The organism is Corynebacterium imitans (assembly GCF_000739455.1).
In the GTDB taxonomy this organism is placed as follows: domain Bacteria; phylum Actinomycetota; class Actinomycetes; order Mycobacteriales; family Mycobacteriaceae; genus Corynebacterium; species Corynebacterium imitans.
Window position 1 is genome coordinate 2,061,866 of record NZ_CP009211.1, and the last position, 26,359, is coordinate 2,088,224.

Annotated in this window: 22 protein-coding genes and 3 tRNA genes; 8 read left to right on the forward strand and 17 right to left on the reverse strand. The window is 63.2% G+C overall.

Features of this window, described 5'->3' with window-relative positions; genetic code table 11:
- The 6 genes from CIMIT_RS09690 to CIMIT_RS09720 all read right to left on the reverse strand — a co-directional run bounded on the left by CIMIT_RS09690 (window position 1) and on the right by CIMIT_RS09720 (window position 8,226).
- Entirely contained in the window at window positions 1–1,437 is a 1,437-nt protein-coding gene (locus tag CIMIT_RS09690) for a YjiH family protein (protein WP_084674341.1), read from the reverse strand.
- 225 nt (window positions 1,438–1,662) lie between these two features.
- A complete protein-coding gene (locus CIMIT_RS09695; RefSeq protein ID WP_157727815.1) occupies window positions 1,663–3,612 on the reverse strand; it encodes a vWA domain-containing protein in 1,950 nt (649 codons plus the stop codon).
- Between the two features lie 164 nt (window positions 3,613–3,776).
- Entirely contained in the window at window positions 3,777–5,765 is a 1,989-nt protein-coding gene (locus CIMIT_RS09705; protein WP_157727816.1) for a vWA domain-containing protein, read from the reverse strand.
- A gap of 87 nt (window positions 5,766–5,852) precedes the next feature.
- The gene (locus CIMIT_RS09710) at window positions 5,853–7,850 is read right to left on the reverse strand and encodes a vWA domain-containing protein (protein WP_157727817.1); all 1,998 of its coding nucleotides are present in this window, start codon (window positions 7,848–7,850) and stop codon (window positions 5,853–5,855) included.
- Window positions 7,851–8,038: 188 nt separating this feature from the next.
- Window positions 8,039–8,115, reverse strand: a tRNA-Asp gene (locus CIMIT_RS09715).
- A 35-nt stretch (window positions 8,116–8,150) separates the two neighbouring features.
- Window positions 8,151–8,226, reverse strand: a tRNA-Glu gene (locus CIMIT_RS09720).
- 100 nt (window positions 8,227–8,326) lie between these two features.
- On the opposite strand from CIMIT_RS09720, the gene CIMIT_RS09725 reads away from it, so the two are divergent.
- Window positions 8,327–8,626, forward strand: coding sequence for a metal-sensitive transcriptional regulator (locus CIMIT_RS09725; RefSeq protein WP_038592276.1), 300 nt, complete (start codon window positions 8,327–8,329; stop codon window positions 8,624–8,626).
- Between the two features lie 63 nt (window positions 8,627–8,689).
- Here CIMIT_RS09725 and CIMIT_RS09730 read toward each other — a convergent pair.
- A tRNA-Lys gene (locus CIMIT_RS09730) sits at window positions 8,690–8,762 on the reverse strand.
- A 126-nt stretch (window positions 8,763–8,888) separates the two neighbouring features.
- Window positions 8,889–10,397 (reverse strand): acetyl-CoA hydrolase/transferase family protein, encoded by a 1,509-nt coding sequence (locus CIMIT_RS09735; protein ID WP_038592279.1) that lies wholly within the window; start codon window positions 10,395–10,397, stop codon window positions 8,889–8,891.
- A 300-nt stretch (window positions 10,398–10,697) separates the two neighbouring features.
- On the opposite strand from CIMIT_RS09735, the gene dusB reads away from it, so the two are divergent.
- Window positions 10,698–11,894, forward strand: coding sequence for a tRNA dihydrouridine synthase DusB (gene dusB, locus CIMIT_RS09740; protein WP_169713232.1), 1,197 nt, complete (start codon window positions 10,698–10,700; stop codon window positions 11,892–11,894).
- Entirely contained in the window at window positions 11,884–12,708 is an 825-nt protein-coding gene (locus CIMIT_RS09745; protein WP_328286424.1) for a phosphate signaling complex PhoU family protein, read from the forward strand. Before dusB ends, CIMIT_RS09745 begins: the two co-directional genes overlap by 11 nt.
- A 102-nt stretch (window positions 12,709–12,810) precedes the next feature.
- Here CIMIT_RS09745 and pstB read toward each other — a convergent pair whose 3' ends face one another.
- From pstB to mshD, 5 genes are all read right to left on the reverse strand, one after another.
- On the reverse strand, window positions 12,811–13,584 hold the full coding sequence (gene pstB, locus CIMIT_RS09750; RefSeq protein WP_038592284.1) for a phosphate ABC transporter ATP-binding protein PstB: 774 nt from the start codon (window positions 13,582–13,584) through the stop codon (window positions 12,811–12,813).
- Window positions 13,585–13,619: 35 nt separating this feature from the next.
- Window positions 13,620–14,573 (reverse strand): phosphate ABC transporter permease PstA, encoded by a 954-nt coding sequence (pstA, locus tag CIMIT_RS09755; protein WP_038592287.1) that lies wholly within the window; start codon window positions 14,571–14,573, stop codon window positions 13,620–13,622.
- Between the two features lie 13 nt (window positions 14,574–14,586).
- Window positions 14,587–15,660 carry a phosphate ABC transporter permease subunit PstC gene (gene pstC, locus CIMIT_RS09760; RefSeq protein ID WP_038592292.1) on the reverse strand — a complete coding sequence of 358 codons (1,074 nt, stop codon included), beginning with the start codon at window positions 15,658–15,660 and terminating at the stop codon, window positions 14,587–14,589.
- Window positions 15,661–15,834: 174 nt separating this feature from the next.
- Window positions 15,835–16,962 carry a phosphate ABC transporter substrate-binding protein PstS gene (gene pstS, locus CIMIT_RS09765; RefSeq protein WP_038592297.1) on the reverse strand — a complete coding sequence of 376 codons (1,128 nt, stop codon included), beginning with the start codon at window positions 16,960–16,962 and terminating at the stop codon, window positions 15,835–15,837.
- Window positions 16,963–17,193: 231 nt separating this feature from the next.
- Window positions 17,194–18,069 (reverse strand): mycothiol synthase, encoded by an 876-nt coding sequence (gene mshD / locus CIMIT_RS09770; RefSeq protein WP_038592301.1) that lies wholly within the window; start codon window positions 18,067–18,069, stop codon window positions 17,194–17,196.
- A gap of 22 nt (window positions 18,070–18,091) precedes the next feature.
- Here mshD and CIMIT_RS09775 point away from each other — a divergent pair, with 22 nt between their 5' ends.
- Together CIMIT_RS09775 and CIMIT_RS09780 are read left to right on the forward strand one after the other, a co-directional pair.
- Window positions 18,092–18,895 carry an LmeA family phospholipid-binding protein gene (locus CIMIT_RS09775; RefSeq protein WP_084674345.1) on the forward strand — a complete coding sequence of 268 codons (804 nt, stop codon included), beginning with the start codon at window positions 18,092–18,094 and terminating at the stop codon, window positions 18,893–18,895.
- A 57-nt stretch (window positions 18,896–18,952) separates the two neighbouring features.
- The gene (locus CIMIT_RS09780) at window positions 18,953–19,606 is read left to right on the forward strand and encodes a heme-binding beta-barrel domain-containing protein (RefSeq protein WP_051904938.1); all 654 of its coding nucleotides are present in this window, start codon (window positions 18,953–18,955) and stop codon (window positions 19,604–19,606) included.
- On the opposite strand, the gene CIMIT_RS09785 is transcribed toward CIMIT_RS09780, so the two are convergent.
- A complete protein-coding gene (locus CIMIT_RS09785; RefSeq protein ID WP_038592307.1) occupies window positions 19,603–20,535 on the reverse strand; it encodes an aminodeoxychorismate lyase in 933 nt (310 codons plus the stop codon). The genes CIMIT_RS09780 and CIMIT_RS09785 overlap by 4 nt on opposite strands.
- A gap of 32 nt (window positions 20,536–20,567) precedes the next feature.
- Between CIMIT_RS09785 and ygfZ the strand changes: the two genes are divergently transcribed.
- Window positions 20,568–21,617 carry a CAF17-like 4Fe-4S cluster assembly/insertion protein YgfZ gene (gene ygfZ, locus CIMIT_RS09790; RefSeq protein WP_038592310.1) on the forward strand — a complete coding sequence of 350 codons (1,050 nt, stop codon included), beginning with the start codon at window positions 20,568–20,570 and terminating at the stop codon, window positions 21,615–21,617.
- 133 nt (window positions 21,618–21,750) lie between these two features.
- Window positions 21,751–21,957: a DUF3073 domain-containing protein gene (locus CIMIT_RS09795; RefSeq protein WP_038592313.1), complete on the forward strand. Its 207-nt coding sequence runs from the start codon at window positions 21,751–21,753 to the stop codon at window positions 21,955–21,957.
- Between the two features lie 90 nt (window positions 21,958–22,047).
- Here CIMIT_RS09795 and purM read toward each other — a convergent pair whose 3' ends face one another.
- From purM to CIMIT_RS09810, 3 genes are read right to left on the reverse strand one after another with little or no spacing between them, the layout of a single operon-like run.
- A complete protein-coding gene (purM, locus tag CIMIT_RS09800; RefSeq protein ID WP_038592316.1) occupies window positions 22,048–23,121 on the reverse strand; it encodes a phosphoribosylformylglycinamidine cyclo-ligase in 1,074 nt (357 codons plus the stop codon).
- A complete protein-coding gene (gene purF / locus CIMIT_RS09805; RefSeq protein WP_038592319.1) occupies window positions 23,114–24,619 on the reverse strand; it encodes an amidophosphoribosyltransferase in 1,506 nt (501 codons plus the stop codon). The genes purM and purF overlap by 8 nt, the downstream gene beginning before the upstream one ends.
- Before the next feature lie 39 nt (window positions 24,620–24,658).
- Entirely contained in the window at window positions 24,659–25,051 is a 393-nt protein-coding gene (locus CIMIT_RS09810; RefSeq protein ID WP_038592330.1) for a sterol carrier family protein, read from the reverse strand.
- A 24-nt stretch (window positions 25,052–25,075) separates the two neighbouring features.
- Between CIMIT_RS09810 and CIMIT_RS09815 the strand changes: the two genes are divergently transcribed.
- Window positions 25,076–26,080 carry an acyl-CoA thioesterase gene (locus CIMIT_RS09815; RefSeq protein WP_038592333.1) on the forward strand — a complete coding sequence of 335 codons (1,005 nt, stop codon included), beginning with the start codon at window positions 25,076–25,078 and terminating at the stop codon, window positions 26,078–26,080.
- Window positions 26,081–26,359: the final 279 nt, after the last annotated feature.

Sequence of the window (26,359 nt, forward strand, 5' to 3'; positions counted from 1 at the left end):
CTAGAAAAGCAGGAGTGCTACAGGCACCGTAATGAGCACAGTGAGTACGACGCGGATGAACCAGATGATGACCATCTTCACAATGTTGAGGGGAATATCGGTAGCGAGAACCGCAGGCACCATCGCCGAGAAGAAGAAAATCTGACTCACGGAAACTACTGCGATGGTGAACTTCAACACCATATCCCCGGAACCCGCTACTAGCGTTGCGGGGAGGAACATCTCCGCAAGACCAGTTGCCAAGGCCCCGGAAGTTGCCCACGGGTCCGGTAGCTGAAGAAGCCACACGACTGGGTAGAACACAATACCCAGCGCTTTAAACACCGGAGTATAGGTAGCGAGCAAAAGCCCGATCACGCCTACAGACATGATTCCCGGCGTTACCTGTACAGCCATCGTCAGGCCGTCACGGAAGTTCGCCCACAAGACTTTGACCAAGGAATCCGCGCGCTCGAGTTCCAGCTTCGCTTCACGCCACGCGGCCTTCATACGGTTGCCAGTAATCTCCTTTTCCGGGTGAGGCTCGGCCCCCGGGTAATAGTCCTCCGGAATGCGACTGATTGGAGGGATGCGCACGATGATCGCCGTGACGATAAAAGTAATGATGAATGCGACAAGGAAATAGATGTTCCAGTACTCCATCATGTCCAGCGTTTTCGCCAGAATCACCATAAACGTGGCAGATACAGTGGAGAATCCCGATACAACAATCGCAGCTTCACGGCCGTTGTAGCTACCGTTCTTGTACATGCGGTCCGTGATCAGCAGACCGAGTGAATACGACCCAAGAAATGAAGCCACCGCGTCGACTGCGGATTTACCCGGGGTTCGGAATACCGGTCGCATAAAGGGTTGAACCATCAGGCCGATGAATTCCATCAGACCGAAGCCCACAAGTAAGCCGAGAAAAACAGCTCCAACGGGGATAAGCATCCCGACGGAAATGACGAGTTTATCCAAAACAAACGGCCCAATATCGGGATTAAGTAGCCAGGCCGGCCCCACACCAAATGTGACCATCGCGCACAACACAATTGCTACCACCGAAAGGAAAGCAAAAACCATGCGTGCATAGTCTTCTTTCCATCGTCCCGAAACGAACTGGTACACCGTGCCCACGACAATGGCGAGGAGTGCCAGATACCGAGTGCCCTGGCCGAGAGTTTCCGTGATCCAGGTGACAATGTGGTCGAGAAGAATCGTTGAGCTAGAGCCGTTGATAGAAAACGGCACGAAGAATGCAAAAAGGCCAATCGCACTGTAGAGAAAGAAGCGCCACACTGCTCTCGGCTGCGGCTCGGCTCCTCGCAGAGCACTTGCATCGTCGTCCTGCTCGGATTCGCCACCAAGCGGATACGCCGCCACCGGCAAGTCCTTCACCGGCCACGCAGATGAGAATTTACGTCGCGAATGCGGTTGTTCAGAGGCCCTATCCATCGATATCCTTTCAGCTCTTCCTCTAACTGCCTTATGCCTCAATTCCACAATTGGCCAAGCTCACTTTCCGCTCGACCTGTGTCAAATAATTATCATTTCATAAATCGTGAGACAAAACACAGGATTCAACTGCGGAATCTTGACCAAAGGAGACGTCGACCTCTGAGCCTCCCGCGTACCTGGCCCCCATCGGGATGGCCAGGTAAGCAGTAGAGCACACACCCGCTACTGCCAGCTGTCGCTCGACTTGCGGCGCAGCACCAGTGCCACCACAGCTGCAATCAGCAGAAGCACCACTGCCCCGCCGAGCAGCATCGGCACCAATCCGAAGCCGCCAGATTCGTCGTCCTTGCCCTGGGCTTCGGTGTAGACCTCATCGGCAGCCGTACTCTCCGCGGTGCTTTCGGTTTCGCTCTCGGACGCCGCGTCAAACTTGATCGGCTCGTCCGCCGGCTCCGGCCCCGGATCGCTGGTGGGCACCCAGTCCGGCCCACCTTCGGCCGGCTCGCCGTCGAGGGCGACCGCAAACTCGTAGGGTTGCTCCACGCCGGTAGGTGCTGTGTTACCGTAGACCCAATCCTGGCTGAACCAGATGTAGTAGTCGCCCTGGTAGGGTGCCTCGATCCCAGGCCAGACGCGCGCTGGCGGGGCGATCGGCCCCTCTTGGTTTTCTTCGCCGTGGAGCCCCAGCGAGGACTGGGCACGATCGTGGCGCAGTGGATCCATCACCCCGAACTTGATATTCCCAGCGGCACCCGTAAGCGATTTTCCTGACTTCACAGTCACAACGGGGCGCTGCCCGTTGGATACGGGGATCTTGTAATAGCGGTACTCACCAGGCACGATCACGCCGGAGTAGGAGCCCTCCGTGATCTCTACGGCATCGTTAAAGCTTGTGCCGCCGTTGAGCGGCTGCGGGTTTTCCACCTTCAGCTCGCCCGAATACTCGCTGGGCTGGGCGAGCGGGTTTGCTTCCCACTCCTTTTCCTGCGCCTCATCCGCGACCGGCTCGTAAAACACCTGCACCTCGACGTCTACACCTTCCGGTGCTGCATCGTCCACACCGGAAAGCTGTGTGGTCACAAGGATGTCGCTCATATCGCAATCGAGGCTCGTTCCGTGGTCCCGTTTCATTGCGAAGCCACCGGGGTGCGTCCTTCCGTGCATCTGCCTCGCGGTGACGGGTGCGGAGAGGAACCCGCAGTTTTCCTCGCCTTCATTTGTCACGTCCCCAATTTCGACCTTCGCGGCGGACCAGTCCCAGTCGCCATCTGTTTGCCACATCGGCGTCACCACAACGTGACCATGGTGGCGTGGCGGGATGGAGAGACGGAAGTATTGATTCTGCTCAGAGTTTGCATCGGCCGGGATCTTCGTCCGGTATTGCCCTTCGCCCAGCCACTTCGCGTCTTCCGGGCTGTCCGCAAACTCGAAGGGCGTTCCGTCAGCCTTATAAGTGTCCACCCCGCGCTGGGCGAGGAACTTCAGCGATTCGGCCAGGCTCCCGGCGTCAGCGGCCTCGAGGAACTGCCCGCCGCCAGCCTCGGCGATGCACTCCAGCTCCGCACGAGCCTTCTCGTCCGCCTTGAACCCAACGGTGTGGATAGCAAGGTCCACACCCTGCCCTGCCAGCTCCTTGGCCACATCGCAGACCTCCGGCGGCGCACAGGAGTCAATCCCGTCAGAGACCAGGATGATCGAGCGCTCCCCCTCATTGCCCAGCTCCTCCGCGGCCTTGCGCAGCGCGTTGCCCATCGGCGTGTAGCCCTTCGGCGTCAGCCCGTCGATAGCCGAACCGAATTCCTGCCTGTCCAGCGAGCCCACCGGCACGAGCGTCTGAATGTCCCGGCAGCCCTTTTCACGATTGTCCGGCGCGTTCGACTCCTGCGCCCCATAAGTGAGCAGGCCAATGTTGGCGGTATCCGGCAGAGAGTCGATCAGCTCGTGCGTCGCCTTCTTCGCCGCGTCGATACGCGGCCCGTCGGCGTCCTCCTCAACCATGGAGAAGGAGGCGTCGAGAATTAGCGCCGCTTTCGCGTCGACGGAGCCTTCGCTTGCCGACGCCCGCGTCGTCGCCCCCGGAACCGTCTTCGTTTCCGTACTGATCGCCGTACTCGACGTCGCCGGCGAGGTGGCCGTTTCCGTCGCGATTGCGGGTGCTACCCACATCAGCATGCACGCGACAGCAAGCACGAGCGCTGCTACGGCGTGACTCCCCCTCCGCGTGTGCGACATTGTTCAACTCCTGTCTGCATTGTTACTAGGCTCACAAGCCACACTAAAAGTGGATCCACGCTTGTGCAACAGCTGTCTTGTTCTCCCCTATACAAAACCAGCTATCAGTTACCACGCTGCTTGCGCACGGCGAAGAAGACCACGGCCGCGGCGATCAGCAGCAACACGAGCACGCCACCGAGCAGCGTCGGGACGAGACCGAAGCCGCCGTCCTGCTCGTGATTTGCGGCGTTGACCTCTTCGTCACCGTCGCTCTCTTCCCGCGAAGCGGACGTCTCGGCAGTGCCATCCGCCGCATCAAACTTGATCGGCTCGTCCGAGGGCTCCGGCCCGTCCTCATGCGTCGGCGTCCAATCCGGGCCGCCGTTGGCTGGCTCGCCGTCCATGACCACCTCGAACTCGAAGGGCTGCTCCACACCAGCGATGTCGTAGCCCTCGTTCACCCAGCCCATACCGAACCAGACGTAGTACTCGCCCTGGTAAGGGGTATGGGTGCCGTGCCACACGTACTGGCCGAGGGTTTCCGGGCCTGACTCCGCATCGTCCTGGAAGAAGTTCAGCCTGAAGCCTGCCACCTCGTTACGCAGCGGGTCATAGATGCCGTAGCCCAAGCTATCGGCGTTGTGGGCAACCGACGCCGGCGTCTTCACGTTCATTACCGGCCGCTGCCCGTAGTCCACAGGAATCTTGAAGAACCGGAACTCGCCGGGAACGATGTTGTCGGAGTACGTGCCCTCGGTAATCTCTACGGCGTTGTTGAAGCTAGTGCCACCGGAAATCGGCTGCGGATCCTTAATCGGCATCTCCCCCAGGTACTCGCCCGCACTTGTGACGCGGCCATCTACCCACTCGCTCTCCTGCTCCTCGCTGGTGACCGGTTCGTAGAACACACTGACTTCGAGCGCGATGTCCTCGGTCACCTTTTCTGCGACATCAGAGACCTGGACCTTGACCAGGATGTCGCTCATGTCGCACTCCAAGTCGTCTTTGTCGTGGCGCTCTACCGAAGCGTCCGCAGAGTCGACTCCATAGTCCGGACCAGCAGAGACAAACTCGGCGTGAGTCACCGGAAACCAGCCACACTCCTCGTCGCCCTCGTTGGTCACCTCCACCGGATCAATCTTTAGGTGGCCGTCTTCCCACATACCGTCGGTCTGCCACACCGGTGTGAAGATCATGCGCGCGTGATGGCGAGGGGGCACAGAGGTCCGGAAGTATAGGTCGGTCAAAGCACCACTGTCCGGCGTCACCGTCGTCTGATACTGCCCCTCGCCCAGCCACTTCGCGCCCTCCGGTGTTTCCGAGAACTCAAACTCTGTGCCGCCGGTCTCGTACTTCTCCACACCTCGCTGGGCCAGAAACTTCAGCGACTCCGCAAGGCTCGCCGAGTCGGCAGCCTCGAGGAACTGCCCGCCGCCAGCTTCCGCGATGCACTCTAGCTCCGCACGAGCCTCCTCGTCGGCCTTAAACCCAACCGTGTGGATCGCAAGGTCAACACCATCACCCGCCAGCTCCTTGGCCACGTCGCACACCTCCGGCGGCGCACACGTATCAATGCCGTCGGAGACCAGGATGATGGAGCGCTCCCCCTCATTGCCCAGCTCTTCTGCAGCCTCGCGCAGCGCGTTGCCCATCGGCGTGTAGCCCTTCGGCGTGAGGCCGTCGATAGCCGAACCGAACTCTTGCTTATCCACCTCGCCGATAGGAACAAGGCGCTGGATATCCCGGCAGCCCTTTTCCCTATTGTCAGGTGCGTTGGACTCCTGCGCACCGTAGGCAAACAGGCCCATCTGCGCCGTATCTGGCAGGGAATCGATCAGCTCGTGTGTCGCCTTCTTCGCCGCGTCGATACGCGGGCCATCGGCATCCTCCTCGAGCATCGAGAATGACGCATCCAGGATCAGCGCCGCCTTCGCGTCCGCGGAGCCTTCGCTTGCCGACGCCCGCACAGTCGAACTCGACAGCGTTGTCGTCTCCGTGCTCACCGCGGTGCTTGATTCCACGGGCCGATTAGTCGACGTTGCCGTCTCAGTCGCAAAAGCCGGTGCGCCCCATATCAGCATGCACGCGGCGGCAAGTACGAACACAGCCACGGCACGGCTTCTCTCCCTCACATGCGACATTGCTCATTTCCCTTTCCGGTATTCGTCCGTCGGTGTCCGGGTTTGACCGCAGGCAACCTACTGCCAGTTACCTCGCTGCTTGCGCACGATGAAGAAGACCACAGCCGCGGCGATCAGCAGCAGCACCAACAGCCCGCCGAGCAGCGTTGGCACCAGCCCGAAGCCGCCGTCCTGCTCGTCGCTCGAAGCGTTGACCTCCTGGTCATCGCCGCTCTCATCTTCTGAGGCCGACGTCGTTTCGGCGCTGTCCGCCGCATCAAACTTGATCGGCTCATCCGAAGGCTCGGGACCGTTCTCATGCGTCGGTGTCCAATCCGGGCCGCCGTTGGCAGGCTCGCCATCCAGGAGCACCTCGAACTCGAAGGGCTGATCCACGCCCGCGATGTCATAGCCTTCCGTTGCCCAGTCCATGCCAAACCAGACGTAGTAGTCACCCTGGTAGGGGGTGTCGCTGCCGTACCACACGTACTGGTTCGGGGCCTCCGGATCGGACTCTTTCGGATCATCAAAAAAGCTCATCCTTTGACTTGCTGCCTTGACGCGCAGCGGGTCGTAGATCCCCATAGCGATGGTGTCAGCGTTGCTTGCAACCGAAGGCGGCGTCTTTGCCCGTACCACCGGGCGCTGCCCATAGGTCACCGGAATCTTGAAGAACTTGAACTCACCGGGAACGATATGGTCGGAGTATGCGCCCTCGGTGATCTCCACCGCGTCGTTGAAGCCCGTACCGCCGCTGATCGGCTGCGAGTTCTCAATCGGCATCTCGCCCTGGAACTCGCCGGCACTGTACACGCGGCGATCTTCCCAGTCGTCGGCCTGCTCTTTACCGGGGATCGGCTCATAGAAGACGCCGACTTCGATGGGGACATCCTCGGCTACCTCGTCGCCCGCGTTGGAGATCTGGATCTTGACCAGGATGTCGCTCATGTCGCACTCCAAGTGGTCTTCTTCTACCCGATTCATCGCAGCGAACGCCGAGTCAATACCAAAACCTGGTCCACCCGAAGCGATCTCGTCTTTCCCACGGAACTCGCCGCAGGCCGGATCGCCCTCATTGATGCCCTCCGCCGGATCCACCTTGACCTCTGTGTGTTGCCACATGGCATCCCCCTGCAGGACCGGGGTGAACACCATCCGCGCGTTGTGACGCGGCGGCACAGAAGTGCGGAAATACCGGTCCGTAATGCCAGAGCGGTCCGGTGTCACCGTGGTCAGGTACTGGCCCTCGCCCAGCCACTTGGCATCCTCCGGGGAATCCGAGAATTCAAAAGGCGTGCCTGCCGTCTGGTACTTCACCACGCCGCGCTGGGCGAGGAACTTCAGCGACTCCGCTAGGCTGCTCGCATCAGCAGCCTCGAGGAACTGCCCGCCGCCAGCTTCCGCGATGCACTCCAGCTCCGCACGAGCCTCCTCGTCGGCCTTAAACCCAACCGTGTGGATCGCAAGGTCGACACCATCACCCGCCAGTTCCTTGGCCACGTCGCACACCTCCGGCGGCGCACACGTATCAATGCCGTCGGAGACCAGGATGATGGAGCGCTCCCCCTCATTGCCCAGCTCCTCCGCGGCCTTACGCAGGGCGTTGCCCATCGGCGTGTAGCCCTTCGGCGTGAGCCCGTCGATAGCCGAACCGAACTCCTGCTTATCCACCTCGCCGATAGGAACAAGCCGCTGAATATCCCTGCACCCCGCTTCCCTATTATCCGGCGCGTTCGACTCCTGCGCACCGTAAGCGAAAAAGCCCATCTGCGCCGTATCCGCCAGAGAATCGATCAGCTCGTGGGTCGCCTTCTTCGCCGCGTCAATACGCGGGCCATCCGCATCCTCCTCAAGCATCGAAAACGACGCATCCAAAATCAGCGCCGCCTTTGCGTCAGCAGAGCCCTGGCTTGAACGCTCTTCGGATGCCCCCGAGGTTGTCGTCGTCGAACTCGACAGCGTCTTCGTCTCAGTACTTATCGCGGTACTCGAGCTCGCAGGCTTACTCGTCTCGGTAGCAAATGCGGGCACCACCCACATCAACATGCACGCAACTGCGAGTACAAACGCAGCCACGGCACGGCTTCTCTCCCTCACGTGCGACATTGCTCAAGTCCCTTTCACCATATGGCCAAGATCACAGCCCACAGTAAAAAGCTGAACAGTTGCCCGCAACAGATGTCCGGGAAATTTAACCAAAAATTTACGGCCCGGCGAACACGCAAAAAGCCAGCCTCCGGGGTAGCGGAGACTGGCTCTGAAACTGGCGACCCTGACGGGACTTGAACCCGCGACCTCCGCCGTGACAGGGCGGCGCGCTAACCAACTGCGCCACAGGGCCATCGCACTGCAACTCCCACCGAAAGGGGGAATCACTGGTACCCCCAACGGGATTCGAACCCGTGTTGCCGCCGTGAAAGGGCGGAGTCCTAGGCCTCTAGACGATGGGGGCTAGCGACTTGACCTAATCTAATGCATCGCCTGTGAGAATAGCAAAACGCCTGTTCATTTCATCTTTCTTAGCCGTGGAACTGGTCGGTTAAGATGTCTGCATGCACGACGACGATTGTCACCACGGATACTTTGCGGAGAAGTCCCGCTACCTTGCTCGCCTCAAGCGCATCGAGGGGCAGGTGCGGGGGATTCACCGGATGGTGGATGAGGACAAGTACTGTATCGACATCCTCACACAGATTGCCGCGATTGATTCCGCGCTGGAAAACCTTGGCCTGGCGCTTCTTGAGGACCACCTCCACCACTGCGTTTCCGGCGCGCTCGCAGCGGGCGATGCGCAGGCAGATGACAAGGTGACAGAAGCAATGCAGGCGATCCGGCGGATGGTGAAGTCCTAAGGCCCACCCAGCAACGCGAAAACCTCCGGCTCCCTTTTTGAAGGAACCGGAGGTTTTCCACGGTGGGCCCTGCGGGGATCGAACCCGCGACCTGCGGATTAAAAGTCCGTAGCTCTACCAACTGAGCTAAAGGCCCATGCGCAACATAGTAGCGGGCCGCGTACGTAACGCGGTAATCACCCCACCGACGCGCGGCTACGCCCGCGCCACCTGCGCAAATATCGCGGCAGGCCACGCGGGCGCGCGCCTTACATTGAGGGGATTAGCCCTCCTTCTGCATCGTGCCCGTCTCCTGGATGCGGGTGTGGAAGTCGAAGGCGTGGCGCAGGTCGTGCGGGGTCGCCTGGTACTTGCTCTTCGACGCCAGCTCGACGTACTCCTCCAGCAGCGGACGGTAGGAGGGGTGAGCGATCGAGATCATCTTCTGAACACGATCACGCGGTGCCAGGCCGCGCAGGTCTGCCACGCCGTACTCGGTAATGAAGACCATCGCGTCGTGCTCCGTGTGATCCACGTGCGAGACCATCGGGACAATCGCGGAAATTGCGCCGTCCTTGGCCACCGACGGGGAGATGAAGGAGGAGATGTACGCGTTGCGGGTGAAGTCACCGGAGCCACCCAGCGCGTTCATCAGGCGGGAGCCGTTGATGTGCGTGGAGTTGGCGTTACCGTAGATGTCCGCCTCGATCATGCCGTTGGAGGCGATCAGGCCGGTGCGGCGGATAACCTCCGGGTGGTTGGAGATGGACTGCGGGCGCAGGATGATGGACTCGCGGTAGCGCGCAGCCTCATCGTTCATCTTCTCTGCGTACTCCGGGGACAGGGAGAAGGAGGTCGCGGAAGCGACGGTCATCTTGCCCGCGTCAATCAGGTCGACCATGCCGTCCTGAATAACCTCGGTGTAGGCCTGGATGTTCTCAAACTTGGAGTCCATCAGGCCCGCCATCACTGCGTTCGGGACGTTGCCCACGCCGGACTGCATGACGTAGCCGTCGTAGGTGAGACGGCCGGCCTTGACCTCGTTCTCCAGGAAGTCGAGGAAGTTGCCAGCGATCTGCTCCGACACCTCGTCCGGGGCCTTGAACGGTGCGTTGCGGTCCGGGGCATTGGTCTCGACGACAGCGACGACCTTCTCCGGGTCAATCTCAATGTAGGTGGTACCGATGCGGTCGCCGGACTTGGTGATCGGGATCGGGATACGGTTCGGCAGCGCCGGCACGGTCCAGATGTCGTGCATGCCTTCCAGGTCCTCGGACTGCCACTCGTTGACCTCGATGATGATCTTCTTGGCGGCGTTGAGGAACTCGACAGAGTTGCCCACGGAGGAGGACGGGACAATGTTGCCCTCCTCAGTAATGCGGACTGCCTCCACGATGGCCAGGTCAACGTCACCGAAGAAGCCCTGCTCCACCATCATGCCCGAGTGGGACAGGTGGATGTCCTGGAACTTCATCTCGCCAGCGTTGATCTTGTTACGCATCTGCGGGTCGGACTGGTACGGCATGCGGTAGCGCAGCGCGTTGGCCTCTGCGAGCACACCGTCGCACTCCGGCGCGGTGGATGCACCCGTGTAGAGGTCGATGCTGAAGTCCTGGCCCTTGGCGTGCGCAGCCTTGGCCTTTTCTGCGATGACGCCCGGCAGGGCCTTGGGGTACCCAGCCCCGGTAAAGCCGGACACGCCCACCTTGTCGCCATGGTTGACAAACTGGACCGCTTCTTCAGCGGACATGACCTTGTCACGCAGTTTTGCATTGGCGATACGGTTACCCATATTCATCCCTCACTTGGATTCGTCGGTAGGTGATAACAACACCACTGTATTGTGACCTATCTTGCATTGCCACGTCTACGAGATCCGTCCTTTCACCCCCGCCAGAGCACGCAAATGATGTGACTATCTGCAGCTTTGCAGGTAGCTGGGGGTGCGGCATCGAATTGCGCGCCCGATTGCCGGGAAACACACGTCCGGACCTCCCCAGTTTTCACCCCCACTTGGGTGTACTTGTTCGCTGGCTACCTCGCAGCAACACAAATTGCACTTTCCCGCCACAACCGGGAACAATGGGGCATTATGACAGCCCCAACTACCACTCAGCACAGTACGCCCGGCGCGCCAGACGCGCCCGCGCTGCGCATCGGCAATATGGAGCTGAACTCCCCTGTCATCCTCGCGCCGATGGCCGGGGTGACTAACATGCCTTTTCGCGTGCTGTGCCGCGAGATTGAGCAGGAACTCACCGGGACGAGCTCCGGGCTCTACGTCTGCGAGATGATCACCGCGCGCGCGATGGTGGCACGGAATCAGAAGACGCTGCACATGACCAGCTTCGCACCGCAGGAGACACCACGCTCCATGCAGCTTTACACCGTGGACCCGAAGTTCACGTACGAGGCAGTGCGCATGATCGTCGAGGAAGACATCGCCGACCACGTCGACATGAACTTTGGCTGCCCGGTACCAAAGGTCACGCGCAAGGGCGGCGGATCTGCGATCCCCTACAAGCGCCGCTTGTTTGGCAACATCGTGGGTGCTGCCGTACGCGCCGCCGAGGGCTCCGGTATCCCCATTACGGTGAAGTTCCGCATCGGTATCGACGACGAGCACCACACCCACCTCGACGCAGGCCGGATCGCCGCCGAGGAGGGCGCAGCGGCCGTGGCGCTCCACGCGCGCACTGCCGCAGAGCGCTACTCGGGCGCGGCCCACTGGGACGAGATCGCCCGGCTCGTCGAGCACATGGACGGCACCGATGTGCCGGTGATCGGCAACGGCGACATCTTCGCTGCCGAGGACGCGCAGCGGATGATGGATAAGACCGCTTGCCACGGCGTGGAGGTCGGGCGCGGCTGCCTTGGGCGCCCCTGGCTGTTCGCCCAGCTTGGTGCCCAGCTGCGCGGGGAGCCCATCCCCGCAGAGCCGACGCTGGGGGAAGTCTCGCGCATTATTTACCGTCACGCGGAACTGCTCGCCGCGCACGATGGCGAGGACCACGCGTGCCGTGACATCCGCAAGCACACCGGCTGGTACTTGCGCGGTTTCCCGGTCGGCGGCGAGTTCCGCAAGGAGCTTGCGCAAGTGACCTCGCTCGCCCAGCTGCGCGAGCGGCTGGCCCCAATCGCAGATTCTCAGCAGCTGGCGGAAGAAGCAGACAGCGCGCGCGGCCGCCAGGGAAGCTCCGCGAAAGTCGCGCTGCCGGAAGGATGGTTAGATGATCCCGAAGATGAATCGGTCCCGCAGGGCGCAGAGATCGAAAACAATGGCGGATAACCCAAGCGCCGAAACCGCTGAGCCCGCTGAGTCTGGGGACGAGGCAGGCGAGGACGACGGGGCGTCGACAAGCAACAAGGCCCCGGGCGTGCGCTTGCGCACCGTCTACCGCGAGCACCTCGAGGCCTTCAATGCTGACTTGCTCGAGCTTTGCGAGCGGGTGCAGGCGGCGATGCGGTTGGCGTCGGAAAGCTTGCTGACCCAGTCCCTGAGCAAGGCCGAGGAGGCCCTGACCGCGGTCGATGGCATGCGCGAGATCAGCACGCGCTGCGAAGAGCGCAGCGTGAGCCTCCTTGCACTCGAAAGCCCCGTGGCCTCCGACCTGCGCCAAGTGCTCTCCTCGATTTACATCGTGGAGAATCTCTCGCGCATGGCGGCGCTGTCCATGCACATCGCCACGCTCACCCGCGCCCGCCACCCGCACGCGGTCGTGCCGGAGGCGCTCATCTGCTACATCGAGGAGATGAGCCGGCTTGCCGACGCCATGGTGGAGCAGACCCGCGAACTTTTGCTGCACCCCGACGCGGACGAGGCCGTCAAGCTGCACAGCATTGACGACGGCATGGACGACATGAAGGCCTACCTGCTCAACCTGGTCTCCGAGCCGGACTGGACGTACAGCACGCGGGAGGCCGTGGACCTTGCGATGCTCGTGCGCTACTACGAGCGCTTTGCCGACCGTTGCGTGAACGTGGGCAACCGCATCGTGTTTCTCGTCACAGGGCTTCAGCCCGACGAGTACGTGCGCGAGGGCGAGTTTGATATGCAGGCGAAGTTCCGCGAGATCGAGGCGCGGTTCAAAAACGTGCGCTAACTCAGCCGCGTTAGCCCGGCTGCTAGCCCTGCCGCATGGAAAACGCCGCTGCCCTACACAAAGGCAGCGGCGAGCGCCGAGTGGTAAACGGAGCTAGAGGCTTTAGCCGAAGCGGCCAGCGATGTAGTCCTCGGTTTCCTTCTTGTCCGGGTTCTCAAAGATGGTGGTCGTGTCGTTGAACTCGACCAGGTTGCCCGGCTTGCCGGTGGCCTCGAGGGAGAAGAACGCAGTCTTGTCAGACACACGAGCAGCCTGCTGCATATTGTGGGTCACGATCACGATGGTGTAGTCGGTCTTCAGCTCGTGGATGAGGTCCTCCACGGCGAGCGTGGAGATCGGGTCGAGCGCGGAGCAGGGCTCGTCCATCAGCAGCACCTCGGGGCGCACAGCGATCGCGCGCGCGATGCAGAGACGCTGCTGCTGGCCGCCGGAGAGGCCGCCGCCCGGCTTGTCCAGGCGGTCCTTAACCTCGTCCCACAGGTTGGCACCGCGCAGCGACTGCTCGGCGACCTCCTTGAGCTTCTTCTTGTCCTTCTCGCCGGACAGCTTCAGGCCGGCGACCACGTTGTCCTCGATGGACATCGTGGGGAACGGGTTCGCTTTCTGGAACACCATGCCGATGGTGTTGCGCACGGAGACCGGGTCGACGTTCTTGCCGTAGATGTTGTGGCCGTCGAGCAGGATCTCGCCCTTGACGGAGGCCTTCGGGATGACCTCGTGCATGCGGTTGAGCGTGCGCAGCACGGTGGACTTACCGCAGCCGGAGGGGCCGATAAAGGCGGTCACGGCCTGGGCGGGGATCTTCATGTTGACGTCGCGGACGGCGTGGAAGTCGTCGTAGTAGATATTGACGTCGTTGAGTTCGAGTTTGGACATCGGGGTTTCTCCTCTAGTGGTGGTGTGGGGCGGTTTTACTTCTTCACGGAGTACTTATTGGCAATCAGGCGGGCCAGCAGGTTGAGCACCACCACGATGACTACCAGTGTCAGCGCTGCGCCCCAGAGGCGGTCGGCGGCAAAGCCGGTGGCGCCGGACTTCCACATTTCAAGCATGAACAGCGGCAGCGAGGACTGCGGTTGGCCGAAGAGTCCGAACCAGTTCAGCGCCGGGGTGGAGCCAACGAGGATCAGCACTGGTGCGGATTCGCCCATAACGCGGGCAACAGCGAGCATGATGCCGGTAACGATACCGGACAGGGCGGTCGGCAGCACGATGCGCGCAATCGTCTTCCACTTGGGCACGCCCAGTGCGTAGGACGCCTCGCGCAGGTCCATCGGCACGACGCGCAGCATCTCTTCGGTGTTGCGCACCACGAGCGGAACCATCAGCAGGATCAGCGAGAGCGACACGGCAAAGCCGGAGCGGTCCATGCCCAGGATGGTGATCCACAGGGCGTAGATGAACAGCGCGGCGACGATCGAGGGCACGCCCGACAGGATGTCCACCATGAAGGTGGTGAGTCGGCCCAGCTTGTTGCCGTTGGAGTATTCCACCAGGTAGATGGCGGTAAACACGCCAATCGGGATGGAGATGATCGAGGCGATAAGCGTCTGCATCAAGGTACCGGCAATGGCGTGGAGCGCACCGCCGCCTTCCTTGGACATGCGCACGCCGACCATGTCGTCGGTCCACCAGCCGATGTCAAAGACGGCCGGGGCACCGCGCATGATCACCGTGAGGAGCAGCCAGAGCAGCGGGATGAGCGCGATGATCATGCACAGCCACATCAACGCGCCCATGAAGGAGTTCAGCGACTTGCGGCCGGGAGCGATGTCGGTGAAGGGGGTCTGCTTTGCGCCCTTGCTTGCCGACGCCGCCTTCCCGGCCCCGCCAGCGCCCGAGGTATTGGAAACTGCAGTAGACATTCGCTTGCCTGCCTTACTTCTTGTTGACGATCGCGCGGGCGATCGAGTTGACAACAAAGGTCAGAATGAACAGGACGAGGCCTGCCGCGATGTAGGCACCAGCAGAAATCGGGTTGTTGAACTCCGCGGATGCGTTCGCGATCGCGGTGGCGAAGGTGGTGCCACCGTCAAACAGCGAACCTCGGAAATCATTGGCGGGAGCGACCACCATGTACAGCGCCATCGTCTCGCCGAGTGCGCGGCCGAGGCCGAGCATGGAACCGGCGATGAAACCGGAGAGGCCGAACGGGATGACGGTCATGCGGATGACTTCCCAGCGGGTCGCGCCGAGTGCGAGCGCGGACTCGATCTGGCCGGGAGGGGTCTGCACGAAGATCTCGCGGGCGGTTGCCGCGATGATCGGCAGGATCATAATCGCCAGCACGATGCCACCGGTAAGCATGTTGCGCGAGGTCGCGAACGGCGGGGAGTTTTGGTAGGTGGCGAACAGGAAGAAGCCGCCGCCCCAGGAGTTGATCCACTCGTAGAACTTACCCAGGGCCGGGCCGAGCACCTGCGCGCCCCACAGGCCGTAGACGATCGACGGGACCGCGGCGAGCATGTCCACCAAGGTGCCCAACGGGCGCACGAGCTTCTTCGGCGCGTAGTTAGACAGGAACAGCGCGATGCCCAGGGCGACCGGCATGGCCATGATCAGCGCGAGCAGCGAGATCATCACTGTGGAGAGGAACAGGTTCGGGATACCGAACTGCATCGCGTCCAGATTCGCGGTCTGCCAGTTGCCGGTGTAGGTGAAGAAGCCGAGCACTCCACCTTCGTTCCTGCTCAGCGGCGGAATCGCCTGGATGACCAGGAACAGGCCGATCGCGATAATAATGACCGTGATCAGCGCCGCCGAGGCGGTGGAGAGAATTTCAAAGACACGGTCGCCCGGGCGCTTCACGCCTGTGCGGGGAGTCGCGGTCCCCGGGTTTTCCTCAGTGGTGTGGGACGGGGTGCCTGTCGAAGACGGGGCGGGCGGCGCCGCAGTCGGTGCCGCTTGACCCGCGCGTGGGCCGTCGGCCGGGGTCATATCTTTGTCAGCCATAGTTACTGATCCTTCAAGCGGTTTAGAAAAAGTGGTGGGCAATCTGCCGCTACGTGACTTATCAACCTGCTGGTAACTCGGTGCACACCTGCTGTTCACCACGCCCCAACATGGGCATGCCCCCCGCGACGGCTTGCGCCGTGTTGGGGGGCACCAAAGCGGCCGTGAAGCCTGTTACTGGATGGCGTTGACTGCCTCGCGCAGGCGGTCTGCGTGTGCGCCGGTGACCGGGATGAAGCCCTCGGCGGCCAGCTCCTCGTCCTGGGAGTCCAGGGCGACGTTGAGGAAGTCCTTGACCATGTTGGAGGTCGTCTCGTCGTAGCCTGCGGAGCAGACGATCTCATAGGTGGTCAGTACGAGCGGGTAAGCACCCTCTGCGTCGGAGGCGAAGAGTGCCTCTGCATCGACGGCCATGTTGTGGCCCTCGGTGGTGAACTCCATGGAGTCCAGCGCAGCAGCGACAGCCTCGTCGGTCAGCTCGACCGGGCCGGAGCCGAAGTCGATGTTGGCCTTCTTCTCAGCGAAGCCGGCCTCGACGTAGGTGATAGCGCCCTCGGTCGCAGCGACCTCGGAAGCCACGCCGGAGGAACCGTTCGCACCGGTGCCCACCTCGGTCGGGAAGGCCTTGCCCTCGCCGGTCCACTTGCCGTCGGATGCAGCAGAGAGGAACTTCTGGAAGTTGTCGGAGGTACCGGACTCATCCGAGCGGAAGAACGGCTTGATCTCCATATCCGGCAGCTCAGCGTCCGGGTTGGACTCAGCCAGGGCCGGGTCATTCCAGTTGGTGATCTTGCCCTGGAAGATGTCAACGATGTTGTCAACGGTCAGGTTGAGCTCGTCCACACCCTCGAGGTTGTAGGCGATAGCCACCGGGCCGATAACGAACGGCAGGTGCCATGCCTCGTTGCCGCCGCAACGCTCGGCTGCCTTCTCCACCTCGTCGTCCTTCAGCGGGGAGTCAGAGCCAGCGAAAGCGACGGTGTTGCCCAGGAACTGCTTGATGCCGGAGCCGGAACCGGTGGCGTTGTACGCCAGGGTTGCTCCCGGAACTTCCTCAGAGTAACGAGACGCGAAGTAGTCCATTGCGTTCTGCTGAGAGGTTGCACCCTCGGCGACCAGCTGGCCGGTCTCGCCGGTCAGCTCAGAGCCAGTGCCCTCAGCGCCGTCGGTGGACTCCGCGGTTGCCTCAGCGGAGGTATCTGCGGAGTCGGTGGACTCAGAGTCACCACAGGCAACGAGGGCTGCGGAGGAAACTGCTACGACGCCGAAGACTGCGGCGGTGCGCTTAAAGTTACGGATCACGGGAATACCTTTCCGGTGCTTAGGTCATTTACCACTCGAGCATCGGTGCCATTCTTTGCGGCAGGCCCACCCGCTCCGAAAGCAGGCGCAATCCTTTTCCGATTACTCACGATTCATCAACCTAAGACGCGCTGGTTAATAGCCAGTGGACCGGGAGGTGAACAATCAGTGAACTTCCTAAACACGCCGCATATTGCCTGTTAGTTTCCGCATAATGCGATGAAGATCACATCACTGCCCCTTGACTCGCGCCGCATAAACCACGTGCCGCTCGGCCACTTCGAACCCGAGCTGCTCGTAGCGGCGCACCGCGGGCGCGTTGTCTGCCTCCACGTACAGGATCACCTTCGGCACCCCCACCCGGCGCAGGTGCACCAGCCCCATTTCCACCAGCGCACCACCCAGCCCCTTGCCGCGGAACGCGGAGGCCAGACCGACGACGTAGATCTCGCCCTCCCCGCCCGGGTGGACCTTCGTCCACATGAATCCGGCCAGTTCATCGCCATTTTCGCCGCCGTAGAGGAAGAGCACGCCCGCCGGGTCGAACCACTCTGTATCCATCGCACGGTGCAGGCGCGCCATATCCCAACCGCCCTGCTCGGGGTGCCAGGAGAAAGCCTCATTATTCACGCGCAGCCAATCGCGCTCGACCGCCTCGCGCCCGAACTCCTCGCTCGCTTTCACAAGCGAGAGCTCGCGCATCCCCTGTGGCAGCTCCAGCTCCGTGCCGCTCAGCGCCTCGCCGGATAAAGACATCACCAAAAGCTCTCGGGTGGATTCCAGGCCGAGCGACGTGGCGAGCGCCTGCGCAGCGGGCAGGTTGCCGTGGGCCCACAACCCCGCGTCCGGGCGCTCGGCAAGCACCCGGCGCGCCAACTCAGTGCCGAGGCCTCGGCGGCGGAAGTCCGGGTGAATGAACAGCTCCGCGGAGCCGTCGGGGGCGATGCCGGCCAGCCCCACTACCTCACCCGGGGTGTCGGGGTTTTCGGTGGTGAGGTGGGTGTGGTGCAACGTGGCGTCGACAAGCGCCTGCTCGAAGGCCTCCGAGAAGGGAGCGACGCCGTCGGCTGCGGTGGCTTGAGAAATCAGTGCGCTGTGATCTGTCATGCCCTAAGGCTACGGTAAAAGTATGCATGTGAAGCGAAGCGTGGCCGCGGTTCTTGTCGGCGCGGGCCTGGCGGCGTACCTGGCTGACACCGCCCTCGCCATGCGCGCGGAGCACGAGCTGTCGGTACATGCCGCGCAGCTCGGCGACCTGTCCACCGCGCCTGCCGCCTATGTGGGCGGGCTGCCGTTTCGCAGCACGATTCCCCGCATCAGTGTTGACGCGCTCGATGTGCCCGTCGCGAGTGTGGGCGTGGGCAATGCGGGCATCGAGCTTATCGACGTCACGCTCGACCATCCCCGCTCCAGCTCCATCACCGAAGACCTCACCGGTGCCAAGGCGAGCCTCGTGCGCCGCAGCGTGCGCCTCGACGGCGTGGCCTTTGGCCAGCTGCTCGGCATGACGGACCTGGACATCGCCAGCCCCTACGACATCTCGCCCTCCGGTGGCGGCGCGAGCGAGGCGCGGCTGACCGGGACGCTGCCCGACGCGGAGCAGCCCGTCACCGTGATCGTCACGCTGCGGCTGGAGGGCTCTGAGTTTGTGATGCGGCCCAGTGAACTTATTGACGTGCCCCCGGAGCTGACTGACCAGGCTGTAGCTGCGTTTAGCCTGCGCCGCGACACCGCGGATCTCCCGCTCGGCGGGCCCGCGGACAAGGTGCAGCTGACCGGCGGGTCGATCGAGTTTTCCCGCGATCGCATCAACACCACCATCGAGGAAGACGACCTCACTCCCCTTGCGCACGACGCGGCCGATGACGCCGCCCATCAGGAGGCGAAGGATTCGCCGCTGGCCTCGGACGCGGACGAGGCGGCCGACAACTAGCAACCAACTCGCGGGGCGCGTGCGGCGTGTTGCGGCGAGCGACTACCCTTGGGTGGCATGGCTGAGAATGAACAGACCCCCGACAACCAGCAGGCTTCGCTCAGCGGCAACGAGGCCGTGAACCTCGCCGCGGAGCAGTCGAAGAGCACCGCGCACCGCAACATCCCGGAGCTGGGTTTTCCAGACTTCCCGCTCCACGAGGACACCGCGAACCTGCGCCAGGGCCCGAGCCTGCACGATGGGCTGCTCGCCCTGCTGCCGCTCGTGGGCGTGTGGACTGGCACCGGCCAGGCCAACGACAACGGCGAGGAGTACGCCTTCGGCCAGCGCTTGGTCGTCTCCCATGACGGCGAGAACTACCTGCGCTTCGAATCCCGCATCTGGCGTCTCGACGAGAACGGGGAGGCCACCGGCGCGGACCAGCGCGAGGTCGGTTTCTGGCGCATCTCCCTCGACGACGAAATCGAGGTCACGCTGACCAACTCCCGCGGACTGGTCGAGGTGATGTACGGCGAGCCCGTCAACGAGCGCGGCTGGCAGCTGCAGAGCGCGTCCACCCTGGCTACCGAGTCCGGCCCAGAAAAGCACGGCCCGGGCAAGCGCCTCTACGGGCTCATGCCGAACAACAACTTGGGCTGGGTGGATGAGCGTCTCGTCGACGGCGAGATGGTGCCCTACATGTCCGGCGAGCTCAAGCGCATCGCGGGCTAGGCCTCACGCACGGAGGAATCCAGCGCGTCCACGATCAGCTGCTGGATCTCCTCGGCGTTGTCCGGGCGGGCAAGCTTCTTCCCGTCCAGCTTGCGCACGCGCGCGTACATGCGCGTGGAGCTGACGAGCCACACCGACTCGGCCTTGTGCAGCTCGCTAAGGTAGACGTCCTTCTGCTTGCACTTCCACCCTTGCTTCTCCGCGTGCGCGAAGAGCGCGGCCTGGGTGGTGCCGGGCAGGATGCCGGGCCCCGGCTTCGGTGTGCGCAGCCGCCCGCCCTTCTTCACAATCACCACGGTCGAGGTCGCGCCCTCAAGCACACGCTCCGTCTCCGGGTCGATGTAGATCACGTCATCGTAGCCCTCGGAGCGCGCCCAGCGCAGCGCCGCCATGGACGCCGCGTAGTTCAGCGTCTTCGCGCCGACCCGCATCCAGGGCACCTCCGCCTCGCCGTCTTTGCCGCGGTTGATGCTGTAGCCGCGCGAGGTGGTCACCGCGCTCACGCCATTCTTGCGCTGGGACAGCACCTCTTCCGAAAGCGGCCGGATAGTCAGCCAGGCGGTGGGCACGCCGGTGGTTTCCCGGCCGCGGGACATGGTCCAGCTGCATTTCGCGTCCACCTCTTCCGGTGCCACGCCGCGCTCGCGCACAAAGTCGGCGATGGCCTCGCGGGTAGCCTTGCTCCAGTGCTCCGCGCAGGGCTCCGGCAGGTCGAGCGTGGCGGCGGAGCGGCGGAAGCGCTCGATGTGTTTGTCAAGGTTCGCGGGCTCGCCCCTGCGGATGAGGATCGTTTCAAAGATCCCATCGCCGCGGGTCACCGCCGCATCGTCCCAGAAGATGTGGGGCGTGTTGGCGTTCTGCCTGCGGATGGAGCCGCCGAAGGGTTCGATGAGGTAAATGACGGGGGCGGGAGGAAGCAAGGAGACCATACTGTCCCATTATGCCCGTATGATCGGGATCTATGTCGTATTCGTCTGATCTTTTGCAACTGCCCGGTGCCACCCCCATCGAAGGCAACCCGCTCGCCGAGGGCGTGGCCTGGCACTACGGCAACCCGCTCGCCGAGCAGCAGGGCACCCGGCTGATCGACCGTTCACACCGCCGCGTCATCGCGGTCGCGGGCAAGGATGCGGCGGAGTTTTTGCACAACCTGCTTTCGCAAAAGCTTATCGACGTCCCGTCGTCCTTTTCCGCCTCAGCCCTCGACCTGGACATCCAGGGCCACATCCTGCACCACACCGACATCGCGCTTGTCGACGGGACGTTTTACCTCGACGTACCCGCCGCCCAATTCGACTCTTTTGCCGACTACCTGCGCAAGATGGTCTTCTGGTCCGAGGTCACCGTCGAGGAGGCGGACCTTGCAGTGCTGTCGCTTTTGTCGCCTAACGGCGAGTTCCCGGAAGTACCGGAAGCCACTTTTAGCCGCCGCGTCGATGCTTTCGCACCTGCACGCATGGACTTCGCCGTGCCCAGGGACCAGGCGCTCGAGGTCGCGCGGCGCCTGCGCGACGAGGCGGGGGTGGACTTTGCCGGCCTGATGGCCTTTACTGCCGCGCGTGTGCGCAACGTCGAGCCAGAACTCGGCGTTGACCTGGACGAAAAGTCGATCCCCCACGAGGTACCGCGCCTAATCAACCGTGGCGAGCACGTCGGCGCAGTCCACCTGAACAAGGGCTGCTACCGCGGCCAGGAGACGGTCGCGCGCGTCGAAAACCTCGGCCGCTCCCCTCGCCTACTCGTCATGCTGCAGCTCGACGGCTCCGCCCCCAACGAGCCGCAACCCGGCGACACAATTACCGCCAACGGCCGCAAGGTCGGTCGACTCGGCACCGTCGTCCACGACGCAGACTACGGCCCGATCGCGCTCGCGCTGGTGAAACGCTCCGCGCTCGAGGCACCCCTGGACATCGACGGGGTGGCCGCGAGCGTGGATAAAGACTCACTGCCCACCGACGAGGGTGAGAAACTTGGACGCCTCGCCGTCGAGAAGCTTCGCCGCGGACAATAAGACCTGTTCGCGGGCCGGGTGAGCATTTTTTTGACACACAGGCTATTATGTCCCCCAGGACAATAACTAATCGAAAGTATGAGGCCGCCTTCTTTGAAAGGCCGCCCTAGAACCACCTCAAGGGGGTCATGCCATGGGCCGCGGACGCGCCAAAGCAAAGCAGACCAAGGTTGCTCGCCAACTCAAGTACAACTCTCCTGAAATGGACCTCGATTCCCTGCAGCGTGAGCTGGCAGGAAAGGCTCCGCGGCGTAGTTGGGACGAGGACGAGTACGAGGTGGATGACCAGTACGCAGACTACGCGGACTGGGACTACGACGACGAAGACGACCGGAACTAAGTCCGCCCGGTCCTCCCGCACCTCTGCCGTTTGAGCGTTTGAGCAAGGCACCCGGTTGATCCGGGTGCCTTTTCTCATGCCCTCCGAGCCCTAGTACTGCGGGTGCTCGCCAACCAGGGTGGCGCGGGTGGTCTCGCCCTCCCCTGCTGCGCGGACATCGCCGAGCACCCACGCATCCACGTGGCGGGCGGTCAGGATTGCCAGCGCGCGGTCACGATCCTCCGGGGCAACAACGGCGACCATGCCCACGCCCATGTTGAAGGTCTTCTCCATCTCAGCGTCCGGCACCTGGCCGACCGTCTTGATGGTGCGGAAGATCTGCCCCGGAGTCCAGGTGGTACGGCGCATCTCCGCGACCAGGCCCTCGGGGATGATGCGCTCCATGTTGCCTGCCAGGCCACCGCCGGTGACGTGGCAGAAGGTGCGCACCTCGCACTCGGACGCCAACTCCAGGCAGTCGCGGGCGTAGATGCGAGTCGGCTCGAGCAGTTCCTCGCCGAGCGTGCGGTCGAACTCCTCGATGTGGCCATCCAGCGGCAGGCCGGCCTTCTCCAGCAGGACGTGGCGCGCCAGCGAGTAGCCGTTCGAGTGCAGACCGGAGGAGGCCATGGCGATGATCGTGTCACCCTCGCGCACGCGATCCGGGCCGAGCAGCTCATCGGCCTCGACCACGCCGACGGCAGTGGCGGAGACGTCGTAATCATCCGGGTCCATCACGCCGGGGTGCTCCGCGGTCTCGCCGCCCAGCAGGGCGCAGCCAGCCTGGACGCAACCCTCGGCGATGCCACCGACGATATCCGCGATCTTCTCCGGCACGACCTTGCCGGTAGCGATGTAGTCCTGCAAGAACAGCGGTTCCGCGCCGCAGACCACCAGGTCGTCCACGCACATGGCGACCAGGTCGATACCGATGGTGTCGTGCCTGTCCATCGCCTGGGCGACCGCCAGCTTGGTACCCACGCCGTCGGAGCCCGCCGCCAGCAGCGGTTCACGGTACTTACCCAGCGCGAACAGTCCAGCGAAGCCACCGATACCGCCCTTGACCTCCGGGCGCGTCGCGCGCTTCGCGTGGTCCTTCAGCAGCTCGACGGCGCGGTCGCCGGCCTCGATGTCCACACCCGCGGCGGCGTAAGAAACAGCAGGGTCGGAGTTCTGGTTAGTCATGGTGGGTGTCACCTTTCTGGATACGGCGGACAAGGTCGGCGTTCGGGTTGCCGTCGGGAAGGCCGAGCGGATACTTGCCATCAAAGCAAGCAGCGCAGAGGGTCTCGGCGGGGTGGTTGGAGGCGGCGATCATGTCGTCGATGGGCACGAATGCCAAGGAATCGGCACCGATCATCGTGCGGATCGACTCGGCGACCTCCTCGTCGGTGCCGCCGCGCCCGTGGTTGGCGATGAGCTCGCCCGGGCTCGCAAAGTCAATGCCGTAGAAGCACGGCCACTTCACCGGAGGCGAGGCGATACGCACGTGCACCTCGGCCGCACCGGCCTCGTGCAACATGCGGATCAGCTTGCGCTGCGTGTTTCCGCGGACAATCGAGTCATCGACGACGATCAGGCGCTTGCCCTCAATGACCGTGCGCACCGGGTTCAGCTTGAGGCGCAGCCCCAGCTGACGCAGTGTGTCGGAGGGCTGGATGAAGGTACGACCCACGTAGGCGTTCTTCATCATCCCCTGCTTGAACGGGATGCCGGATTCCTCGGCATAGCCGATCGCGGCCGGGGTACCGGATTCTGGCACCGGCATGACCAGGTCGCCCTCCACCGGCTGGACGCGCGCCAGCCTGCGGCCGATCTCCACACGGCTGGCGTTGACGGTCTGCCCGTCCAGCACGGAATCCGGGCGGGCGACGTAAACGTACTCGAAGACGCAGCGCGCCTCACGCGGCTCCTCGACAAAACGCTCGGAGCGGATGCCCGTGGCGTCGATGGCGACCAGCTCGCCGGGCTCAATATCGCGGACAAACGACGCACCCACGATGTCCAGGGCGCACGTCTCGGAAGCGACGACCCAGCCGCGCTCCAGCCGACCCAGCGACAGCGGGCGCACGCCGTGCGGGTCGCGGGCGGCGTACAAGGTGTCGCCGTCGGTGATCATGAGGCAGAAGGCGCCTTTGAGGCGTGGGAGGAGGTCCAACGCGGCGTCGAAAAGCGTGCACTCATCGCGGATCCCATCGGCCAGCAGCGCGGAAACCACCGCCGTATCCGAGGAAGAGCCCTGCCCCTGCACCCCACCGGACGGGATCAGCTTGCGGGAAATCGCCTCGGCCTGCAGCTCCTGGTAGTTGGTCAGGTTGCCGTTGTGCGCGAGCGCGACGTCGGTGCCGTTTGGCGACGTACGAAACATCGGCTGCACGTTATCCCAAGAATTGCCGCCCGCAGTGGAGTAGCGCGTATGCCCGATCGCCACATCGCCCTGCAGCGCGTCCAGGACGGACTCGTCAAAAATCTGGCTGACCAGGCCTGTGTCCTTGAACACCACGATATTGTCGTGGTCGCCCACCGCAATGCCCGCGCCCTCCTGGCCGCGGTGCTGGAGGGCGAACAAGCCGAAATAGGACAGTTTGGAGACGTCTTCGCCGGGCGCCCACACGCCGAACACGCCGCACTCATCGCGCGGTGTGTCGTCGAGCTGGGCCCGGGAGTCCCCGCAGTTTTCCATGCTCACGGTATGCACGGCCCCTACTTTAACGGACTCGGCCTAGGATCGGGCAATTACCGGCAACCCGCGCGCGATCTCTTCGGCGCGCGAACCGGAAGCGTCGATCGCGCCCGCGGCTACCTCGGCCTCAAACGTGCTGCGTCCGGTGGCCACGCGCAGCCACGTCTCCGGCCCCATCTCCACCACGTTCGGCGGGGTGCCGCGAGTATGTGCCGGGCCATCGACGCACTGCACGGCCACAAACGGGGGCACGCGTAGCTCCACCGTTTTGCCCGGCAGCTCTTCGGCGAGTGTGCGGGCGGTGCGGCGGCAGGCGTCGGCAAGCAAGGCGCGGGCAGGCTGTGGAGCTTCGCCATCCAGCCAGGCGGAGATGGCGGCGACTGCCTCGCGCGTTTTCTGCGGATCTTGCTTCGAGCTTCTGCCAGGTGCCATGCGCCCATACTAAGATGCCTACCCATGACCAACAAACCCCTGGTAGACAAGTCGCCCTCCGTCACGCTGCGTTTTATGGCATCACCTACCGATGTCCTCCACGCCGGCGCTCAAGGCGTGTCCGGCGGGCGCGTCCTCGAGTGGATTGACAAGGCCGCCTACGCCTGCGCCGCGCAATGGTCCGCAACGTACTGCGTCACGGCCTATGTGGGGCACATCCACTTCACCCGGCCCATCCCCTCCGGGCACATCGTGGAAGTGCGCTCGACCATCGCCATGACCGGGCGCAGCTCCATGCACATTGTCAACGAGGTGCTCTCCGCCGACCCCCGCGAAGGCGTGTTTACCCGCGCCTGCGACTGCCTGGTCATTTTCGTGGCAAAGGACACCAAGACCGGCAAGCCCATGGCCGTGCCGACGTTTGTGCCGGTGACCGAAGAACAGCGCCGCGTTGAAAGCGCCGCGAAGTCCCGCATCGACCTGCGCAAGGCCATCGAAACCTCGATGGAAGAGCAGACCTACACCGACGACTCCACGGCCCCGCGCCTGGTCCACCGCTTCCTGGCCAAACCGACGGACGTGAACTGGGGCGGCAACGTGCACGGCGGCACCGCCATGGAATGGATCGATGAGGCCGGCATGGCCTGCACCATGGAATGGTCCGGGGAGCGCACCGTGGCCGTCTACGCGGGCGGCATCCGCTTCTACAAGCCGATCCACATCGGCGACCTCATCGAGGTGGAAACCCGCATCACGCGTACCGACTCCCGCTCCATCCACGTCTCCACCTTCGTCCGCTCTGGTGACCCCCGCGGCGGGCGCGACCAGCTAAGTAACGCCATCCACGCCTCGTTTACCTACATCGGCATCGACATCGACGGCCACCCGCTCCCCGCACGCCAGTTTGTCCCGGTCACCGACGAGGACAAGCGCCTCTGGGAGCACACCCAGACGCTGAAGGACCTGCGCGCGCAGTACGAGCCGGAGCCGCTGGTCGAGCGGCCGGAAGCGTCGCAGCGGGTGGACTAGGGGCCGGTGTTTGCCTGGGGTTGTTGAGGGGTTGCGCCGCTGGGTTTTGCTGCGTAACCCCCTCTGTCTAAATGGAGCTAGCTCCGTTTAGGGTTCACGGTTCCGCGCGACCTGGGGATTTGCAGGCGGTTCTGGTCTAAATGGAGCTACCCCTTATTGCGTAGCCTCTAGAACGTAACCTCCAAAACGTAGCCTTTCGAGTAAAGCGGGTACGTGACTCGTCACAGACACGGCCCCGACCCGAAAGGCTACGTTTTAGGGGCTACGCTTTAGCCGCTA

What these genes read in the sequence shown, in the direction of transcription:
- CIMIT_RS09690 (WP_084674341.1), bottom strand. Translation starts at nt 1,437, where the DNA reads ATGGATAGGGCCTCTGAACAACCGCATTCGCGACGTAAATTCTCATCT.
- CIMIT_RS09695 (WP_157727815.1), bottom strand. Translation starts at nt 3,612, where the DNA reads ATGCTGATGTGGGTAGCACCCGCAATCGCGACGGAAACGGCCACCTCG.
- CIMIT_RS09725 (WP_038592276.1), top strand. Translation starts at nt 8,327, where the DNA reads ATGCACGACGACGATTGTCACCACGGATACTTTGCGGAGAAGTCCCGC.
- CIMIT_RS09735 (WP_038592279.1), bottom strand. Translation starts at nt 10,397, where the DNA reads ATGGGTAACCGTATCGCCAATGCAAAACTGCGTGACAAGGTCATGTCC.
- dusB (WP_169713232.1), top strand. Translation starts at nt 10,698, where the DNA reads ATGACAGCCCCAACTACCACTCAGCACAGTACGCCCGGCGCGCCAGAC.
- CIMIT_RS09745 (WP_328286424.1), top strand. Translation starts at nt 11,884, where the DNA reads ATGGCGGATAACCCAAGCGCCGAAACCGCTGAGCCCGCTGAGTCTGGG.
- pstB (WP_038592284.1), bottom strand. Translation starts at nt 13,584, where the DNA reads ATGTCCAAACTCGAACTCAACGACGTCAATATCTACTACGACGACTTC.
- pstA (WP_038592287.1), bottom strand. Translation starts at nt 14,573, where the DNA reads ATGTCTACTGCAGTTTCCAATACCTCGGGCGCTGGCGGGGCCGGGAAG.
- pstC (WP_038592292.1), bottom strand. Translation starts at nt 15,660, where the DNA reads ATGGCTGACAAAGATATGACCCCGGCCGACGGCCCACGCGCGGGTCAA.
- mshD (WP_038592301.1), bottom strand. Translation starts at nt 18,069, where the DNA reads ATGACAGATCACAGCGCACTGATTTCTCAAGCCACCGCAGCCGACGGC.
- CIMIT_RS09775 (WP_084674345.1), top strand. Translation starts at nt 18,092, where the DNA reads ATGCATGTGAAGCGAAGCGTGGCCGCGGTTCTTGTCGGCGCGGGCCTG.
- CIMIT_RS09780 (WP_051904938.1), top strand. Translation starts at nt 18,953, where the DNA reads ATGGCTGAGAATGAACAGACCCCCGACAACCAGCAGGCTTCGCTCAGC.
- CIMIT_RS09785 (WP_038592307.1), bottom strand. Translation starts at nt 20,535, where the DNA reads ATGGTCTCCTTGCTTCCTCCCGCCCCCGTCATTTACCTCATCGAACCC.
- ygfZ (WP_038592310.1), top strand. Translation starts at nt 20,568, where the DNA reads ATGTCGTATTCGTCTGATCTTTTGCAACTGCCCGGTGCCACCCCCATC.
- CIMIT_RS09795 (WP_038592313.1), top strand. Translation starts at nt 21,751, where the DNA reads ATGGGCCGCGGACGCGCCAAAGCAAAGCAGACCAAGGTTGCTCGCCAA.
- purM (WP_038592316.1), bottom strand. Translation starts at nt 23,121, where the DNA reads ATGACTAACCAGAACTCCGACCCTGCTGTTTCTTACGCCGCCGCGGGT.
- purF (WP_038592319.1), bottom strand. Translation starts at nt 24,619, where the DNA reads ATGGAAAACTGCGGGGACTCCCGGGCCCAGCTCGACGACACACCGCGC.
- CIMIT_RS09810 (WP_038592330.1), bottom strand. Translation starts at nt 25,051, where the DNA reads ATGGCACCTGGCAGAAGCTCGAAGCAAGATCCGCAGAAAACGCGCGAG.
- CIMIT_RS09815 (WP_038592333.1), top strand. Translation starts at nt 25,076, where the DNA reads ATGACCAACAAACCCCTGGTAGACAAGTCGCCCTCCGTCACGCTGCGT.